The organism is Microbacterium caowuchunii, from assembly GCF_008727755.1.
GTDB classification, from domain to species: domain Bacteria; phylum Actinomycetota; class Actinomycetes; order Actinomycetales; family Microbacteriaceae; genus Microbacterium; species Microbacterium caowuchunii.
On record NZ_CP044231.1, the window covers coordinates 695,169 to 712,211 of the forward strand.

At 70.7% G+C, this 17,043-nt stretch carries 17 protein-coding genes and 1 tRNA gene; 13 read left to right on the forward strand and 5 right to left on the reverse strand.

The features are described 5' to 3' along the window. Positions 1-26: 26 nt before the first annotated feature. The 3 genes from F6J84_RS03270 to F6J84_RS03280 form a co-directional block, all read right to left on the reverse strand. Positions 27-581: an OsmC family protein gene (locus F6J84_RS03270; protein ID WP_150891902.1), complete on the reverse strand. Its 555-nt coding sequence runs from the start codon at positions 579-581 to the stop codon at positions 27-29. Positions 582-720: 139 nt separating this feature from the next. Beyond that, positions 721-2,112, reverse strand: a complete 1,392-nt coding sequence (locus tag F6J84_RS03275; protein WP_150971350.1) for an NAD(P)/FAD-dependent oxidoreductase — start codon at positions 2,110-2,112, stop codon at positions 721-723. A 45-nt stretch (positions 2,113-2,157) separates the two neighbouring features. Then, complete coding sequence (locus F6J84_RS03280; protein ID WP_150971352.1) at positions 2,158-3,684, reverse strand: PucR family transcriptional regulator; 1,527 nt, start codon at positions 3,682-3,684, stop codon at positions 2,158-2,160. Positions 3,685-3,839: 155 nt separating this feature from the next. On the opposite strand from F6J84_RS03280, the gene gabT reads away from it, so the two are divergent. The 12 genes from gabT (at position 3,840) to rplA (ending at position 14,989) form a co-directional block, all read left to right on the forward strand. Continuing rightward, on the forward strand, positions 3,840-5,198 hold the full coding sequence (gabT, locus tag F6J84_RS03285) for a 4-aminobutyrate--2-oxoglutarate transaminase (RefSeq protein ID WP_150971354.1): 1,359 nt from the start codon (positions 3,840-3,842) through the stop codon (positions 5,196-5,198). A 54-nt stretch (positions 5,199-5,252) separates the two neighbouring features. After that, positions 5,253-6,611 carry a flavin monoamine oxidase family protein gene (locus F6J84_RS03290; RefSeq protein ID WP_150971356.1) on the forward strand — a complete coding sequence of 453 codons (1,359 nt, stop codon included), beginning with the start codon at positions 5,253-5,255 and terminating at the stop codon, positions 6,609-6,611. Further along, positions 6,608-7,495, forward strand: coding sequence for a universal stress protein (locus F6J84_RS03295; protein WP_150971358.1), 888 nt, complete (start codon positions 6,608-6,610; stop codon positions 7,493-7,495). Before F6J84_RS03290 ends, F6J84_RS03295 begins: the two co-directional genes overlap by 4 nt. Next, a complete protein-coding gene (locus F6J84_RS03300; protein ID WP_150971360.1) occupies positions 7,492-9,039 on the forward strand; it encodes an APC family permease in 1,548 nt (515 codons plus the stop codon). Before F6J84_RS03295 ends, F6J84_RS03300 begins: the two co-directional genes overlap by 4 nt. Positions 9,040-9,072: 33 nt before the next feature. After that, complete coding sequence (locus tag F6J84_RS03305; protein ID WP_150891895.1) at positions 9,073-10,437, forward strand: NAD-dependent succinate-semialdehyde dehydrogenase; 1,365 nt, start codon at positions 9,073-9,075, stop codon at positions 10,435-10,437. A 94-nt stretch (positions 10,438-10,531) separates the two neighbouring features. After that, positions 10,532-11,494 (forward strand): hypothetical protein, encoded by a 963-nt coding sequence (locus F6J84_RS03310; protein WP_150971362.1) that lies wholly within the window; start codon positions 10,532-10,534, stop codon positions 11,492-11,494. Further along, positions 11,491-11,991 (forward strand): hypothetical protein, encoded by a 501-nt coding sequence (locus F6J84_RS03315; RefSeq protein WP_150971364.1) that lies wholly within the window; start codon positions 11,491-11,493, stop codon positions 11,989-11,991. The genes F6J84_RS03310 and F6J84_RS03315 overlap by 4 nt, the downstream gene beginning before the upstream one ends. Before the next feature lie 98 nt (positions 11,992-12,089). Beyond that, positions 12,090-12,162 (forward strand) — tRNA-Trp (locus F6J84_RS03320). Positions 12,163-12,207: 45 nt separating this feature from the next. Beyond that, positions 12,208-12,474 carry a preprotein translocase subunit SecE gene (secE, locus tag F6J84_RS03325; RefSeq protein ID WP_150891892.1) on the forward strand — a complete coding sequence of 89 codons (267 nt, stop codon included), beginning with the start codon at positions 12,208-12,210 and terminating at the stop codon, positions 12,472-12,474. A gap of 50 nt (positions 12,475-12,524) precedes the next feature. Beyond that, positions 12,525-13,616: a transcription termination/antitermination protein NusG gene (gene nusG, locus F6J84_RS03330; protein WP_150971366.1), complete on the forward strand. Its 1,092-nt coding sequence runs from the start codon at positions 12,525-12,527 to the stop codon at positions 13,614-13,616. Positions 13,617-13,857: 241 nt separating this feature from the next. Then, positions 13,858-14,289, forward strand: coding sequence for a 50S ribosomal protein L11 (rplK, locus tag F6J84_RS03335; protein WP_150891890.1), 432 nt, complete (start codon positions 13,858-13,860; stop codon positions 14,287-14,289). A 13-nt stretch (positions 14,290-14,302) separates the two neighbouring features. Further along, on the forward strand, positions 14,303-14,989 hold the full coding sequence (gene rplA / locus F6J84_RS03340) for a 50S ribosomal protein L1 (RefSeq protein ID WP_150891889.1): 687 nt from the start codon (positions 14,303-14,305) through the stop codon (positions 14,987-14,989). A gap of 75 nt (positions 14,990-15,064) precedes the next feature. Here the strand turns inward: rplA and F6J84_RS03345 are convergent, their stop codons facing one another. Then, entirely contained in the window at positions 15,065-15,343 is a 279-nt protein-coding gene (locus tag F6J84_RS03345) for an acylphosphatase (RefSeq protein ID WP_150971368.1), read from the reverse strand. Positions 15,344-15,387: 44 nt separating this feature from the next. After that, positions 15,388-16,044, reverse strand: coding sequence for a LysE/ArgO family amino acid transporter (locus F6J84_RS03350; protein WP_150971370.1), 657 nt, complete (start codon positions 16,042-16,044; stop codon positions 15,388-15,390). 69 nt (positions 16,045-16,113) lie between these two features. Between F6J84_RS03350 and F6J84_RS03355 the strand changes: the two genes are divergently transcribed. Next, positions 16,114-17,034 (forward strand): LysR family transcriptional regulator ArgP, encoded by a 921-nt coding sequence (locus tag F6J84_RS03355; protein ID WP_150971372.1) that lies wholly within the window; start codon positions 16,114-16,116, stop codon positions 17,032-17,034. The last annotated feature ends 9 nt before the right edge of the window (positions 17,035-17,043 follow it).

Below are 17,043 nucleotides of genomic sequence, written 5' to 3' on the forward strand. Positions count from 1 at the left end.
TGCCCCGCCCTCGATCAGCGCGCGGGTCAGGCCTTGACGACGACCGTCTCGACGGGCGTGGGGTTGGACAGCAGGTCGAGCACCGGGCAGTTGGCGTCGACGGCGTCGCGGAGCTCGTTGTAACGCTCCTCCGTCTCGGGGCCCGTGATCTCGACGCGCACGCGGATGGCGCTGAAGCCGGGGCGCACCGACGGGTCCTTGCCGAGCAGGCGCGCGGCGTCGAGGTCGCCGTCCGCGGTGATGCGGATGTCGTCGACCTGGATGCCGAGGACCTGCGCGTACAGGCGGTAGACCACGACCTGGCAGCCGACGAGGGCGCCCAGGGCGTACTCGACGGGGCTGGCGGCGACGTCGTCCCCGCCGAGGACCGACGGCTCGTCCACGTAGAACTCGTGGCGTCCGGAGCGCACCCGGGTGGCCACCGATCCCTCACCGACGCCCTCGGCGCGGAAGGTGAGCTGCGACGACGAGCGCTTCGCGTCGATGCGGTCGCTCCACGCGGCGCCCGCCTCGGTCAGGCGCGCGGCGCGCTCTTCGGGGGTGGTGTCGGACAGAACGGGGAAGGAGGTCACTGCGGTCATATCCCGACCGTAACCAGGCGTCCGGACGGTCGGCCAATCGGGCGAAACGTCGCGTCATCATCGGTCATCGAGTGTCATGCGGTGCCTCGGGGGCATCCGGTGACCGAGTATGCTCCGTGCTGCATATGGTGAGGACGATTCAGCGGGCGGCGATGCGGTCGGCGGCCCGGGCGAACAGCGAGGTGCGGGGCGAGCCGGAGGCGGACTCCCGGCGGTCCGCCGTCCGGTAGGCGCCGTAGATCCCCTGGACCGCCAGCCAGCGGAGGGGTTCGACCTCCCATCGGCGCGCGCGATGAGCCACCCACGGCAGGCGGGTGCGGTCGGTGTCGTTCCCCAGCACCAGGTCGGCGAGCGTGCGGCCGGCGAGGTTCGTCGCGGTGACGCCGGTACCGACGTAGCCGCCCGCCCACCCGAGACCGGTCGCGGGGTCGAGGCCCACCGTCGCCGCCCAATCGCGCGGTACCCCGAGCACCCCGGCCCAGGCGTGCGCGACGGGTGCCGGGGTGGCCGCAGGGAAGAACTCCCGGAGCAGGGCGGTCAAGGCCGCGATCGTCCGGTCCTGCGTGCTGCCGTCGACGTCCACGCGGGAGCCGAAGCGATAGGGGACGCCGCGACCACCGAAGGCGATCCGGTCGTCCGCCGTGCGCTGCGCGTACATGTACACGTGGGCCGCGTCGCCGAGCGTCGCCCGGCCGCGCCATCCGACCTCGTCCCAGAACGAGGCGGGCAGCGGCTCGGTGATGATCATCGACGAGTTCATCGGCAGCCATGTGCGCCGCTCCGCGGGAAGCGTCGCCGTGAAGCCCTCGGTCGCGCGGATCACCTGCGTCGCGCGGATGGTCCCGTGCTCCGTGCGGGCCACTCCCGGTGCGATCTCCCGCACGGGGGTGCGCTCGTGGATCGTGACGCCGAGTCGTTCGACGGCGGCGGCGAGACCCTGCACGAGCTTCACGGGGTGGATCCGTGCGCAGTGCGGATGCCACAGACCGCCGACCGTGCGTTCCACCCGCACGTGCTCCGCGGTCGCCGCGGCGTCCAGGAGGACGACGTCGGTGCCCGGCCAGGCGGCCTCGGACGCGGCGAAGGCCCGCAGCCGGGCGAACTGCGCGGCCGAGCGCGCGACGGTCAGCTCGCCGCCCCGGTGCACGTCCGCGTCGATGCCCTCCCGCGCGCACACGGCGATCACCTCGTCGACCGTCTCGTTGAGCGCCCGCTGCTGGGCGATGGCGGCGTCCCGTCCGTGGGATCGCGCATAACGCTCCCGCCCGCCCGTGACCGAGTTCGTGAGCCAGCCGCCGTTGCGGCCTGAGGCGCCGAAACCGGCGAACCGCGCCTCCACGACGGCGATGCGCAGTCCCGGCTGCGACCGAGCAAGGTAGTACGCGGTCCACAAGCCGGTGAAGCCGGCACCGACGATGCACACGTCGACATCCAGGTCCCGGGTCTGCGGCGGCCGTCCGGCCGGAAGGCCGCCGACGTCACGCCACCAGAACGAGACCTCGCCGTTCACCGTCGTCGCGTCCGCGCTCATCCGCTCCTCGCTTCCTCGCCGGAGTCGTGCAGCCATCCTGCCCGGTCAGGAGATCGAGCGCAGTGCCAACCAGAGTTCGGCCCGGGTGTGGAACGCGCCGAGGTCGCGCTTCAGGAGGCTCTCGGCGAGCGCCAGCCGGGTGCGCACGGTGTGCCGGTGCACCCCGAGAGCGCGCGCCGTGCGTTCGTGCGAGGCGTCGTTGTCGAGCCATGCACTCAGCGTCTGGACCAATCGGGTGCCCTCCGTGGCGTCGTGCGAGAGCAGCGGTCCGAGCTCCGTGGACGCGATCACCTGCGCCTGCTGCGCGTCGAGTGCGGAGAGGATGCCGCGTCGCACCGCACCGAACGGGCGAAGGCCCTCGTCGTCGTCGCGATCGCGAGCGAGCCTGGCCTGGGCCAGGGCGGCGGCGACCGCGTCGTGACCGGCCGGCGCGGAGACCCCTACGGCGACGGCGAACCGATCCGCGAACTCCGCCAGCACCGGGGTCCGGTCCGCGGGCACCATCAGGAGCAGACCGTCATCGACGCGTCCGAAGAACAGAGCGCCGCCGCTGTCGACGGCGGTCGTCTCCAGCCATTCCAGTGCATCGTCGCGCCGCAGCACGCCCGGTTCGGCGAGACCGACGAGCACGGGCGCGGCGGGGAAGCCGCCCCACATCGTCCGGGCGACGCGGCGGGGGAGCGCGGGCTCGTCGGCGGCGACGGATGCGGCGAGACCGGCGCGCAGCGTCGCGCGCGCCTGCGTGAGACTGCGCTGCTGTTCCAGGGCGAGACCGGCCATGGCGACGAACGTGGTGACGAGCCCGCGTGACTCGGCGTCGAGTTCCCCCGCCGCCACCGCGACCGCCCCGCGCAGGTGCCCACCGCGTCCGAGCGTCTGCACGCTGAACGGGACGTCGTCGATCCGCAACGACGAGCCGGCACGTGCGCCCCTGCGCAGGATGGCGCCGATCTCCTCGCGCAGACCGGAGCCGACGGGTCCGGTCAGCCGGCCGTCGGGATGCTCGTGGATGAGGGTCCCGGTGCCGTCGAACAGCCCCGCCCAGGTGCCCAGCTGCCGGGAGAGCTCGGCCAGCGTCGCGCGCAGTCCGTCGCTGTGCAGCGCGGCCAGCGCCAGCGCGCGCTGAGCGGACAGCGCCCAGCTCCGTCGCGCGTACTGCTCCGCGCCGATCGCCTCGGCGTTCGCCCGGGCGACGGCGATGAACGGCGTCCGATAGGGCACTTCGAACAGCGGCAGGCCATGGATGCGGCACGCCGTGACCAGAGCGAGGGGGATGCCCTCGCGGACGACCTCCGTCCCGAAACCGAGAGCGGTCACGCCGCGGGTGCGCAGACGCTGCACATAGGAATCCACGCTGTCGTCGTCCGCGTCGGTGAACTGCGTGCCCGTGGTCAGCAGGACGAGGTCCTCGGTGAGGAAGGGGGTGGGGTCCGGGAGGTCGGAACTGTGCACCCCGCGCACGCGTCGGGCGGCGATCGCCGGGTCGTCCGGCCCCTCCAGGCGCAGGTGCAGGTCGCGTCGGGTCAGCAGGGCGCCCAGCGTGGCGGTCTCCGTCGTCGTCGGCGGTGTCATGGGGTCCTCTCCCGCGGCTGTCTGAGCCGGCCCGGCGCCGGATACCGCCGGGCGCCGGACGCGGCCAGGCGATGTACATGATGGCCTACCTGCAGCCATGCTGTATACGGTCAGGCGAATGCGCTCCGTGCAGACGCGGCCCTACGCTCCCGACCATGAGCACGATCGATCTGCCCACTGCGCCGCTCGGTGGTCCCGCCCTCGCGCAGGAACGACGTCTGCGGACCGCCATCCCGGGTCCGCGCTCCCAGGAGCTGCTCCAGCGGAAGGCCGCGGCGGTGCCGGTCGGCGTGGGCCACACGGCGCCCATCCACGCCGTGGCGGCGGGTGGCGGCGTCGTGGTGGACGCCGACGGCAACTCCCTGATCGACCTGGGATCCGGCATCGCGGTCACGACGATCGGCAACGCCCACCCCAAAGTGGTCGCGGCGGTGCAGGAGCAGGCGGCTCGGTTCACCCACACGTGCTTCATGATCTCGCCCTACGAGTCCTACATCCAGGTCGCCGAGACCCTCAACCGGCTCACCCCCGGCGACCACCCGAAGAAGACCGCCCTGTTCAACTCCGGTGCGGAAGCGGTGGAGAACGCCGTCAAGATCGCCCGCAAGCACACCGGTCGCCCCGCCGTCGTGGCGTTCGAGCACGGTTACCACGGTCGGACCAACCTGACGATGGCGCTGACGGCCAAGTCCATGCCCTACAAGAGCGGGTTCGGTCCGTTCGCCGGGGAGATCTACCGGGCCCCGCTGTCCTACCCGTTCCGCGACGGGCTGAGCGGCGCGGACGCCGCGCGCCGGGCCCTCTCGATGATCGAGAAGCAGATCGGCGCGGAGAACCTGGCCGCCGTCGTCATCGAACCGATCCCGGGCGAGGGCGGATTCATCGTGCCCGCGGAGGGTTTCTTGGGGGCACTGGCCGCGTGGTGCCGCGAGAACGGTGTCGTCTTCATCGCCGATGAGGTGCAGACCGGTTTCGCCCGCACCGGCGACATGTTCGCCTGCGACGGCTTCGGCGTCGTCCCCGACCTCATCACGACCGCGAAGGGCATCGCCGGCGGGCTCCCGCTGGCCGCGGTGACCGGACGCAGCGAGATCATGGACTCCGCGCACGTCGGCGGACTCGGCGGAACGTACGGGGGCAACCCCATCGCCTGCGCGGCCGCGCTGGCCGCCCTGGACGTGTTCGAGAACGACGGCGTGATCGAGCGGGCGCGGGAGGTGGGTGCCATCCTCACGGATCGGTTGCTCGGGATGCAGGAGCACGATCCCCGGATCGGGGACGTGCGCGGACGCGGCGCGATGGTGGCGGCGGAGTTCGTCGTCCCGGAGACCGGGGACCCGGACGCGGCGCTCGCTGCAGCGGTGGCGAAGGCCTGCATCGCGGACGGGGTCATCGTGCTCACCTGCGGGACGTACGGCAACGTCCTCCGGTTCCTGCCGCCGCTGTCGATCGGGGACGATCTGCTCAGCGAGGGGCTGGACGTTCTGGAATCGGCACTCCGAGACGTCGGCTGAGAGAGCCGCCACCCGCGCCCGAGGGCGAGACGAGAGCAAGACGAAGGAGTCTTCATGAGAGAGATCACCCGGGACGTGATCGTCGTCGGTGCGGGCGCGGCGGGGCTGACGGCCGCCAACGAGTTGCGGAGGGCCGGACTCTCGGTCGCCGTGCTCGAGGCGCGCGACAGGGTCGGCGGCCGGCTCTGGACGGATGTGGTGGACGGCGCGACGCTCGAGATCGGCGGCCAGTGGGTCTCACCCGATCAGGACGCCCTCATCGACACCGTGGCCGAACTGGGACTGGAGACCTACAGCCGCTACCGCGACGGCGAATCCGTGTACATCGGCCCGGACGGGACGCGGACGCGGTTCACCGGAGACGCGTTCCCGGTCGCGGAGTCGACCGCGCGGGTCATCGCCGGGATCACCGAACGTCTGGATGCGATGGTGGCGGAGATCGACCCGGATCGGCCCTGGGCGCACCCGAACGCCGCGGACTGGGACACCGTCTCCTGGGATGCGTGGCTGCGTGCCCAGACCGATGACGACGAGGCCGTCCGCAACCTCGCCTTCGCCACCGGTTCGGCCATGCTGACCAAGCCGGCGCACGCCTTCTCGCTGCTCCAGTCGCTGCTCATGGCCGCGTCCGCCGGGTCGTACTCGAACCTCGTCGACGCGGACTTCATCCTGGACAAGCGGGTCGTCGGCGGTCTCCAGCAGGTGCCGCTGCTCCTCGCCGAACGGCTCGGCGAGGACGTGCTGCGGGAACAGCCCGTGCGCACCCTGACGTGGGACGACAGCGCGGTGACCGCGACGGCGGACGGTGTCACCGTCCACGCCCGCCGGGCGGTCCTCGCCCTCGCCCCGGTGCTCTACGAGCGGATCTCGTTCGTCCCTGCGCTGCCCCGGCTGCAGCAGCAGATGCACCAGCACATCTCGATGGGCTTCGTGATCAAGGTGCACGCCGTGTACGACCGTCCGTTCTGGCGGGAGCAGGGTCTGGCCGGCACCGCCTTCAGCCCGTACGAACTCGCGCACGAGGCGTACGACAACACCAACCACGGCGACGACCGCGGCACCCTGGTGGGATTCGTCTCCGACCGGCACGCCGACGAGGTGTTCCGGTTGAGCGCGGAGGAACGGCGCGAACGCATCCTGGACTCGCTGTCGCACTACTACGGTCCCGAGGCGAAGGAGCCGCTCGTCTACTACGAGAGCGACTGGGGCAGTGAGGAGTGGACCCGCGGCGCCTACGCCGCCAGCTTCGACCTGGGCGGGCTGCACCGCTACGGGGCGGACCTCCGCAGCCCGGTCGGACCGATCCGGTTCGCGTGCAGCGACCTCGCGGGCGCGGGCTATCAGCACGTGGACGGCGCCATCCGGATGGGGCGGCTCGTCGCCGACCAGATCGTCGCGGAGCTGCGCGCATGAGCGGGCGCATCGTCGTCGGATACACCGCGACGGAGGGCGGGGCCGACGCGCTGACCCTGGGCGCCCGGATCGCCGCCGCATCCGGCGCAGCCCTCGACCTCGTGATCGTGCTCCCGAGCGACGACCGATCTGTCATCACCCCGCCCGACGCCGGTTACGACCGGCACCTGCGCGAGACCGCGCGGGGATGGCTGGACGCGGCGGCCGGGCTGATCCCGGACACCCTCGGCCACAGATCGCACGTGCGCTACGCCGAGTCCTTCGCCGAGGGACTCGTGGCCGCGGCGAACGAGTTCTCCGCCACGCACATCGTCGTGGGCGCGGCGAACGGCGGCCTGCGGGGCCGGCATCGACTGGGCACCGTCGCCAACGAGCTCATGCACTACTCCGACGTCCCGGTCGTGCTCGCCCCGGAGGGCGCGCGGGAGATCCCGGTCGACGCGGGCGTGCCCCGGGTCACGGCGGCCCTGGGCACCAGGGAAGGCGGGGACGTGCTGGTGGCCGAGGCGGTGGCCTTGGCCGTCGCAGCCGGGGCGCCGCTGCGGCTGCTGTCGCTGGCCGCGCTGGATCTTCCCCGCGGGGCCGATCCGGCGCTGATCCGGCGGACCGGTCGCAGCCACGCCGGCTCCGTGCTCGGGGCAGCGCAGTCGGAGCTCCCGCCGGACGTGGAAGTCGAGGTGTCCGTCGCGACCGGCACCGACATCCAGCAGGCCGTGCAACAGGTCGACTGGCTCCCCGCCGAGATGGCGATGGTCGGCTCCAGCCGCCTCGCACAGCCGCGGCGGCTCTTCCTCGGCTCGACGGCGGCCAAGATGCTGCACGTCCTGCCGGTCCCGATGATCGTGGTCCCGCGCACCCGCGGCGCCGAAGGAGCAGGACGATGAGCGCATCCGAAGAGCGAGTCACCCCGTCCGCGGTGACCGGCGGGCTGTCCCAGAAGGGCCTGAGCGCGGGCACGGTCGGTCTCATCGGTGCCGTCGTCATCGGGATCTCCTGCATCGCCCCCGCGTACACGCTGACCGCCGCACTCGGACCCACCGTCTCCGAGGTCGGCCTGCAGGTGCCGGCCATCATCCTCGTCGGCTTCATCCCGATGCTGCTCGTGGCCTTCGGGTACCGCGAGCTGAACAAGCAGATGCCGGATGCCGGGACGTCGTTCACCTGGGCCACGCGCGCCTTCGGCCCGTGGGTGGGTTGGATGGCGGGGTGGGGGCTCGTATCCGCGACCATCCTCGTGCTGTCCAATCTCGCCGGTATCGCGGTGGAGTTCCTGTTCCTGCTCATCGCCCAGCTCTCGAACAATCCGGAGATCGCCGACCTCGCGTTCCAGCCGCTGATCAACGTCGCGGTCTGCCTGCTGTTCGTCGCCGCGGCGACCTTCGTGTCCTACCGCGACATGCAGACCACCCAGAAGCTCCAGTACGTGCTCGTGAGCTTCCAGCTGATCGTGATCGTCCTCTTCGCCGGCGCCGCGATCGTCGCCGCCGTCAGCGGCAGCGCCTTCGACGCGACGCCGTTCGACCTCACCTGGTTCAACCCCTTCGAGGTGTCGTCGATCTCGGCGCTCGTGGCCGGCCTCTCGCTGTCCATCTTCATCTTCTGGGGATGGGACGTCACCCTCACCATGAACGAGGAGACGAAGGACCCGGACAAGACGCCGGGGCGCGCGGCGACGCTGACGGTCCTGATCATCGTGTCGCTGTACCTGCTGCTCGCGGTGTCGCTCATCATGTACGCGGGCGTGGGCGACGGGGAGTACGGGCTCGGGAATCCCGACATCCAGAGCAACGTCTTCTTCGCCCTGTCCGGTCAGGTGCTCGGCCCGCTCGCATTCCTCGTGTCGCTCGCCGTGCTCACCAGCTCCGCATCCTCGCTCCAGTCGACCTTCGTGTCGCCGGCGCGGACTCTCCTGGCCATGGGGCACTACGGTGCCCTACCGCGGGCGTTCGCCTCGGTGCACCCGCGATTCTTCACCCCGGGGTTCGCGACCATCGTCTCGGCGGTCGTCGCCTCCGGCTTCTACGCGATCATGCGGTTCATCAGCGAGGACGTGCTCTGGGACACCATCACGGCGCTCGGCATGATGATCTGCTTCTACTACGGCATCACCGCGTTCGCCTGCGTCTGGTACTTCCGCAAGCAGTGGTTCGATTCGGTCCGGAACGTGTTCTTCACCCTGCTGTTCCCGCTCATCGGCGGGGCGATCCTGGCAGTGCTGTTCGTGCAGACGCTGATCGACAGCGCCGACCCGGAGTACGGCAGCGGTTCGAACGTGGGCGGCCTCGGACTCGTGTTCATCCTCGGAGTCACCGTCATCCTCGTCGGGATCGCCCTCATGATCTGGCAGGCGATCCGGCAACCCGATTTCTTCCGCGGCAAGACCCTGACCCTCGACGCGCCACCGAGCGCTCGCCGGGTGCGGCGCTGAGGGCTCCGAACCACCCATGATCAAGGAGGACGCATGAGCGACTATGCAGTCGTCAACCCCGCGACGGGCGAGACTCTGGCCACCTACCCGACCCTGGACGATGCGGCACTCGAGACGAGGATCGCCGCCGCGGACGAGGCGTACCGTGTCTGGCGGGACACCCCCGTCGCGGAACGGGCCGCCCTCATCCGTCGCGTCGCCGAACTGCACCGGGAACGCCGGGACGCGCTTGCGGAGCTGATCGTGCGGGAGATGGGCAAGACCACGGAGGCGGCGCTCGGCGAGGTCGACTTCGCCGCGGACATCACCGAGTTCTACGCCGACAACGCCGAGCGGATCACCGCGGACCAGCCCATCGACATCCTCGGGGAGGGGACGGCCGTCGTCCGGAAGGCGCCGATCGGCGTGCTCCTCGGGATCATGCCGTGGAACTTCCCGTACTACCAGGTGGCGAGGTTCGCGGCCCCGAACCTGGTGCTCGGCAACACCATCCTGCTCAAGCACGCACCGCAGTGCCCGGAGTCCTCCGCCGCGATCGCGCAGATGTACGCGGATGCCGGTCTCCCCGCGGGTGCGTACACGAACCTCTACATCTCGAACGAGCAGGCCGCGGCGGTGATCGCCGACCCGCGGGTGCAGGGCGTCTCGGTCACCGGGTCCGAGCGGGCCGGGGCGGCTGTCGCCGAGGTCGCCGGCCGCAACCTGAAGAAGGTCGCCCTGGAGCTCGGCGGATCCGACCCGTTCATCGTGCTGTCCACGACGGACCTGGACTCCACCGTCGCCTCGGCGGTGGAAGCGCGCCTCGACAACAACGGGCAGTCCTGCAACGCGCCCAAGCGCTTCATCGTCACCGACGAGCTGTACGACGCGTTCCTGCAGAAGTTCACGGCGGCGATGTCGGCCGTCAAGATGGGTGATCCGTTCGCGGAGGACACCGTGCTGGGCCCGCTGTCCTCGCTCGCCGCGGCCGAACGACTGGAGGAGCAGATCGACCGTGCCGTGGCGCAGGGCGCTCGGCTCGTCCTGGGCGGGAAGCGTGACGGGGCGTTCCTCCCCCCGACCGTGCTGGCCGACGTCACCCCCGACATGGACGTCTACCGGGAAGAGCTCTTCGGACCGGCGGGCGTCGTGTACCGGGTCTCCGGCGAGGAGGAGGCCGTCCGGCTGGCCAACGACACGAGCTTCGGCCTCGGCTCGTACGTCTACACGACCGACCCGGAGCAGGCGGAGCGGGTGGCGGACGCCATCGATGCCGGCATGGTCTACGTCAACTGCGTGCTGGCGGACTCTCCCGAGCTCCCCTTCGGCGGCGTGAAGCGCAGCGGGACCTCCCGGGAGATGGGTCTGCTGGCCGCGGACGAGTTCGTGAACAAGAAGCTCGTCCGCGTCGCCGGATGATCGGGCGGGCGCTGCCCGGCCTGCGGAGGGGCCCGGCGGGGCGATCCTCCGATTGATCCGTGCCTTCCGCGGGGATCCGCGGGAGGATGGTCGCATGCATGGGGGTGAGTATTCCGGGGCGACGGGGACCACGCCCGACGCGGACGTCGAGGAGGTCGCGGACGCGCCCGGTCCGGGCGCGCCCGAGACGCCGGTGCTGCTCTGGGAGTTCCCGCCCCCGAAGCGGTCGCGGCGGAGGCTCTGGATCGCGCTGTCCGTGGTCGCGGGCGTCCTCGTGCTCGCCGCCGCGGCGGCGGGGACGACCTGGGCGTTCGTGCAGGCGCACGAACGGGCGATGGCGGAGCGCGCGGTCACGGCGCTCCAGCAGGCGGCGGTGGAGGCGGAACTCGCCCGCCTCGCCGACGTGGCGCAGCGCAGCGACGCGCAGCGCGCCGCCTACCGGGAGACGCTCGACGTCTGGAATGCGGAGCAGGAGCAGGCAGCACAGTGGCGGGCGGGCAGCACGGCGCCCGAGCCGGCACAGGCCAATCCCGGGGGCGGTGCGATGCCGGGGGAGGACCCGGCCGGCCGCGCCTTCCTCGACTCGATCGGGGCGCCTCAGGTGCAGCTGATCATCGACGCAGGCGCGGAGAACTGCGGCTTCCAGGTGGGAGCCGCGGATCCGAGGACGAGTGTGGTCGGGGGATGCTTCAACACCCGCTACCCGAACTGGGTGTTCCTGGCGTGGGAGCCGGGGACGGAGGAGGCCGTGTGGGCGATCTTCGTGCACGAGGTCATGCACTGGTACCAGTACCAGACGTACTATCCCGCCTTCCTCGCCGCGGACCGTCTCGGCATCCCGGACCGGGACTACGCGCCCGAGCTGGAGGCGGATGCGAGCTGCCGTGCGGTGTACGTGCACGGCATCCCCAGCTGGCGCTACGCGCGCACCTCGGCCCCGTGCTGGGTGGACGGCTGGTACGACGGGTGGCTGCTGGACCATCTGGGCTCCCTCGGGGTTCCGCTCGCGCCGCCCGTATCCGAGGACTACGAGGTCGTTCCGGTGGTGCGCCCGTGAGGGGCGGACGACGGACCGCCGGGGTCGCGGTCGGGCTCGCGCTCCTGATGACGCTGAGCGGATGCGCGGCTCCCGATCCGGAGGTCATCGCCCTGGAGGCGCAGCAGGTCTTCGACGAGCTGGTCGCCGCCGCCGCGGCGACCGATACCGCTGTGCTCCGCACCCTGGAGACCGCTCCGCCCCGGGAGGAACGCTGCCCCGGCGAAGAGGACCGCTCGCAGACGGCGCTGACCGCATCCGGGGTGGTGTCCGTCACGGCGGACGACGGGGAGGCGGGCCGCATCCGTGACGACCTCGCCGCGTCGCTCGACCCCGAGGAATGGACCACGATCATCCCCGCCGTCGCCGAACAGCGGGCCTGGATCTCGGACCACGACGTCGTCGTGACGCTGTCCGCAGACGGTCCGGCCCTGGTCATCGCGGTGTTCACGCCCTGTTCCGCCTCGGCGGCGTCGCGCGCATTCGCCTCCCCGGTGGGCATGCCGTACACTGGTTGATGCAGTTGAAGTCTGCATTCTTTCGCCGTGCCCGGCCTCGGGCGATCCCCTAAAGATCGATACGGTGAAGAGTGCGGGCGCGAGACCTCCGGGTCTCTAGGGCGGTAGCTCAATTGGCAGAGCAGCGGTCTCCAAAACCGCAGGTTGCAGGTTCGATTCCTGTCCGCCCTGCGCGTCAGCGCGTGCTGGCACACGATAAGTGATTCAGGTGGGTGCATGGTCCAGGATGAGCCGAAGGGCGAGGTCGTCGCCGTTGGCGGCGCCTCGCGCGAGAAGAAGGCGAACATCTTCACTCGCTTCATCGTGTTCATCCGTCAGGTCTTCGCCGAACTCCGCAAGGTCGTCACCCCCACCCGCAAGGAACTGCTGAAGTTCACCGGCGTGGTGCTGGGATTCGTCATCGTGATGATGGCGGTCGTGTACGGACTCGACATCCTGTTCAGCTGGCTGACGACCGTCGTGTTCGGCATTCCGGGCGCCTGAGATCGGGAATGCGGGACCTGCGGCCCGCCCACGAACGAGAGAGTACGGAAGTGTCTGAGAAATACACCGACGACGCCGACTGGGCGACCGCTGCCGAGCAGTCCAGCGAGGACGACGAGGCGCAGGAAGGCGACGTGCTCGCCGCCGAAGAACGCTCCGTCGAAGCGGCTGAGCACCTGGCGCTGCACATCGAGGACCCCGAGGGTGATGACGGCGACGACGTGGACACCGAAGACATCGACATCGAAGACCCGGAGGCAGACGCCATCGTGAACGACGCACTCGAGATCGACCAGGCCGCTGAGGCCGAGGCGGCTGCAGAGGTGCTCACCGAGTCGCTCGCCGATGAGGCCGCCGAGCGCGAGGCCGACGCGGCGGATGACGTGACCCCCTACGACGGCCCCGACATCAACGGCGAGCCGGACGCTCCCGTGCTGGATGAGGACTTCGTCGCGGATGTGGAGACGGCCGCGGCCGTCGTCGACGCCGCAGAAGAGGACGAGGCCGAGGACGAGGACGAGGACCCCTACGAGGCCTTCCGTGCCGAGCTGCGCTCGCTGCCGGGCAAGTGGTACGTCATCCACTCCTACGCCGGGTTCGAGCGCAAGGTGAAGGCCAACATCGAGCAGCGCAAGTCGACGCTCGAGGTCGAGGACGACATCTACCAGGTCGAGGTCCCGATGGAGGACGTCGTCGAGATCAAGAACGGTCAGCGCAAGATGGTCACGCGCGTCCGTATCCCCGGCTACGTGCTCGTGCGCATGGAGCTGAACGAGGACACCTGGTCGGTCGTGCGCCACACGCCCGGCGTCACCGGCTTCGTCGGCAACGCCCACAACCCGACGCCGCTGCGTTTCGAAGAGGCGTTCAACATGCTCAAGAGCCTCGTCGAGATCAAGGATGTCGCGCCGGCCAAGGGCGGCGCCGCCAAGGGCGCTCCCGCAGCGGCTCGCGTCATCCCGGCCGAGGTCGACTACGAGATCGGCGAGACCATCACCATCAAGGAGGGCTCGTTCGCGGGTCTTCCCGGCTCGATCAGCGAGATCAAGCCGGAGAGCGGCAAGCTCACCGTGCTCGTCTCCCTGTTCGAGCGCGAGACCCCGGTCGAGCTGTCGTTCGACCAGGTCTCGAAGATGATCTGATCCAGACGCTCGGGAGAACCCCGCGACCCTCCGGTCGCGGGGTTCTCCCGTTCCGTGGCACGGTACGCATCCGGTGGCCCTCCGTCGGGGAGGCCTGCATCCGGCGCTGCGGCGGAGTGCGGTAGACTTACGTGGTTTGCGTGTGCGCCCCGGCGCGCCCGACGGACGACCGCGATCCGGAGACGCCGGATATGCGGGAGAACCGGATGCAGCCGCATCCGATTCGATGAAAGGAAACAGCATGGCACCCAAGAAGAAGGTGACCGGCCTGATCAAGCTCCAGATCAAGGCCGGCGCTGCCAACCCGGCGCCGCCGATCGGCCCCGCGCTCGGTCAGCACGGCGTCAACATCATGGAGTTCTGCAAGGCCTACAACGCGGCCACCGAGTCGCAGCGCGGCAACGTCATCCCCGTCGAGATCACCGTCTACGAGGACCGCAGCTTCACGTTCATCCTCAAGACTCCTCCGGCAGCCGAGCTCATCAAGAAGGCCGCCGGCGTCGCCAAGGGGTCCTCGACCCCCCACACGACCAAGGTCGCGAAGCTGACCAAGGACCAGGTGCGCGAGATCGCTGAGACGAAGCAGCCCGACCTGAACGCGAACGACATCGAGGCCGCCTCGAAGATCATCGCCGGCACCGCCCGTTCCATGGGCATCACGGTCGAGGACTGAGGGGATAACGAACATGTCTAAGTCCAAGGTTTACAACGCCGCCGCCGAGAAGCTCGAGGCCGGCAAGTACTACACGCCCACCGAGGCCGTCGAGCTCGCCAAGGAGACCGGGTCGAAGAAGTTCGACTCGACCGTCGAGGTCGCGCTCAAGCTCTCCGTGGACCCGCGCAAGGCGGACCAGATGGTCCGTGGCACGGTCATCCTGCCCCACGGCACCGGTAAGACTGCTCGCGTCATCGTCTTCGCCACCGGCCCCGCGGCCGAGGCAGCGATCGCCGCAGGTGCCGATGAGGTCGGCGGCGCCGAGCTCATCGAGAAGGTCGCCGGCGGCTGGACCGCGTTCGACGCGGCCGTCTCCACCCCGGAGCTCATGGGCCAGGTCGGTCGTCTCGGTAAGGTCCTCGGTCCCCGCGGCCTGATGCCGAACCCGAAGACCGGCACCGTGACCCCCAACCCGGCCAAGGCCGTCGAGGAGATCAAGGGCGGAAAGATCGAGTTCCGCGTCGACAAGCACGCCAACGTGCACTTCGTCGTGGGCAAGGCATCGTTCTCGGCAGAGCAGCTCGGCGAGAACTTCGCCGCGGCTCTCGAGGAGATCCAGCGTCTCAAGCCCTCCAGCTCCAAGGGTCGTTACATCCAGAAGGGTGCGGTGTCGACCACGTTCGGCCCCGGCATCCCGCTGGACGTCAACTCCCTCTGATCCCCGGCTGAGAACGAACGGCCCCGTCCACGGACGGGGCCGTTCGTCGTCTTCCGGGCCGTCCTCGGGGCCGTCTCACGCTGTCGGGAGCAGGTCGAACCCGGGGGCGGATGCGGCGGGGGCCTCCGTGACCTCGATCCGCGACACCGCCGCGGTGGCGGGTCCCTCCGCCAGCCAGGCCAGCATCCGATCCACCGCTGCGTCCGGCCCGTGCAGCTCCGCCTCCACGGTGCCGTCGCGGCGGTTCCGCACCCACCCGCCGACCCCGGCATCCCTCGCGGCTTCACGCGCCGAGTAGCGGAACCCGACCCCCTGGACGGTGCCGTGCACAACGACTCGGCAGTGGCGTGTCATCCCTCCATGGTGCCCGCCGGTGGGGGAGCGCGCCAGCAGAGTCCTCAGGCGGGCAGGACCAGGCTGATCGCGATGGCCGCCATGACGACGGCGATGGCGCCGTCGAGCACTCGCCATGCGCGCGGGGTGGCGAGCCACCTCCCGAGATAACGCGATCCGTACGCGAGGGAGAGGAACCACGCGGTGCTGGCCACGACGGCGCCCGCCGCGAACCACCACCGGTCGGCGCCCTGGGTGGCCGCGACCGAGCCGAGCAGGAAGACCGTGTCGAGGTAGACGTGGGGGTTGAGCCAGGTGAGCGCCAGGCACGTGGCGACCACCGCGGGAAGAGTGGTGGCGCCGGCGGTGACCGTGCGCGTCCCCGGACCGTTCGCGGGGTCACCGGGGGGCGCGGCCTGCGCGTCCAGGGCGGCTCCGGTGGGGCGCAACGCGCGACGCGCGGCCAGGGCGGCGTATCCGAGCAGGAAGGCCGCCCCTGCCCAGCGGACGACATCGACGAGCCAGGGGACGGAATGGAGCACCCAGCCCGCTCCGGAGACCCCCACGATGATCAGCACCGCATCCGACGCCGCGCACAGCAGTGCCACGACGAGGACGTGCTCCCGCCGGATGCCCTGCCGCAGCACGAACAGGTTCTGCGCACCGATGGCGACGATGAGGGAGAGGCCCAGCGCGAAGCCGGAGAGGAGGGCAGCGGACACGTGATGAGGCTACGTCCTCCGTGATCATCAGGACCAGTGAGGAATCCTGTCCGGTCGTAAGCTGAGCTTATGCGCGACATCCCGATGGAGCTGGCCGAGACCCTGGCAGCCGTCGTCGACACGGGAACGATGGATGCCGCCGCGCGACGGCTGCACATCACCCCATCCGCCGTGAGTCAGCGCATCCGCACGCTCGAGGACCGTCTCGGCCGTGTCCTGCTGGTCCGCGCGAAACCCGCACGGCCCACGGACGCCGGTGCCCGTGTCGTGCGCCTGGCACGGCAGTACTCGGTGCTCGCACACGATGCCCTCGCCGATCTGGGTGCGGGCGCGTCCGGGGAGGAGGGAGGCAGGAGGGTCTCCATCCCGCTGGCGGTCAACGCCGACTCGATGGCGACGTGGATGCTGCCCGCGCTGGCGACCGTCGCGGACTCCCACGGCGTCGTCTTCGACCTGCACAGCCATGACCAGGACCACACCGCCGCGCTCCTCGAAGAGGGCGAAGTCATGGCGGCGGTGACCTCGCAGGAGGACCCCGTGCCCGGGTGCCGGGTCAGTCCGCTCGGCGTCATGCGTTACGAGGCCGTCGCGACGCCGGAGCTGGCGGAGCGGATGCGGGCGGATCCGACCGCGGTGCCGGTCGTGGACTTCGATCGCCGGGACGAACTGCAGACGCGGTGGTTGCGGGCGCGGGGCGTGGACGCGGCCGTCCCCGCCCGGCACCGGGTCCCCGGCTCCCACGACTTCGCTCAGGCGCTCGTCGCGGGTCTGGGCTGGGGGATGCTGCCGGAACCGCAGTCCGCCGAACCGCTCGGGAACGGACGGCTCGTGCGACTGGGCGGCGACCCGGTGGACGTGCCGCTGTACTGGCAGCAGTGGAACCTCGAATCCGCCGTGCTCACGGCGGTGGGCGCGGAGCTCGGGAAGGAGGCGCGGCGGAGGCTGCGTCCCCCGCGCGGGGAACGCCGCCGACCGGACGCCGGCCGGTAGACCGGCGGG

Excerpts from the sequence above, each read along its gene's own strand:
- F6J84_RS03300 (WP_150971360.1), top strand. The coding sequence starts at position 7,492 with ATGAGCGCATCCGAAGAGCGAGTCACCCCGTCCGCGGTGACCGGCGGG.
- F6J84_RS03280 (WP_150971352.1), bottom strand. The coding sequence starts at position 3,684 with ATGACACCGCCGACGACGACGGAGACCGCCACGCTGGGCGCCCTGCTG.
- F6J84_RS03305 (WP_150891895.1), top strand. The coding sequence starts at position 9,073 with ATGAGCGACTATGCAGTCGTCAACCCCGCGACGGGCGAGACTCTGGCC.
- rplK (WP_150891890.1), top strand. The coding sequence starts at position 13,858 with ATGGCACCCAAGAAGAAGGTGACCGGCCTGATCAAGCTCCAGATCAAG.
- F6J84_RS03310 (WP_150971362.1), top strand. The coding sequence starts at position 10,532 with ATGCATGGGGGTGAGTATTCCGGGGCGACGGGGACCACGCCCGACGCG.
- secE (WP_150891892.1), top strand. The coding sequence starts at position 12,208 with ATGGTCCAGGATGAGCCGAAGGGCGAGGTCGTCGCCGTTGGCGGCGCC.
- rplA (WP_150891889.1), top strand. The coding sequence starts at position 14,303 with ATGTCTAAGTCCAAGGTTTACAACGCCGCCGCCGAGAAGCTCGAGGCC.
- F6J84_RS03295 (WP_150971358.1), top strand. The coding sequence starts at position 6,608 with ATGAGCGGGCGCATCGTCGTCGGATACACCGCGACGGAGGGCGGGGCC.
- F6J84_RS03290 (WP_150971356.1), top strand. The coding sequence starts at position 5,253 with ATGAGAGAGATCACCCGGGACGTGATCGTCGTCGGTGCGGGCGCGGCG.
- F6J84_RS03275 (WP_150971350.1), bottom strand. The coding sequence starts at position 2,112 with ATGAGCGCGGACGCGACGACGGTGAACGGCGAGGTCTCGTTCTGGTGG.
- gabT (WP_150971354.1), top strand. The coding sequence starts at position 3,840 with ATGAGCACGATCGATCTGCCCACTGCGCCGCTCGGTGGTCCCGCCCTC.
- F6J84_RS03355 (WP_150971372.1), top strand. The coding sequence starts at position 16,114 with ATGCGCGACATCCCGATGGAGCTGGCCGAGACCCTGGCAGCCGTCGTC.
- F6J84_RS03345 (WP_150971368.1), bottom strand. The coding sequence starts at position 15,343 with ATGACACGCCACTGCCGAGTCGTTGTGCACGGCACCGTCCAGGGGGTC.
- F6J84_RS03270 (WP_150891902.1), bottom strand. The coding sequence starts at position 581 with ATGACCGCAGTGACCTCCTTCCCCGTTCTGTCCGACACCACCCCCGAA.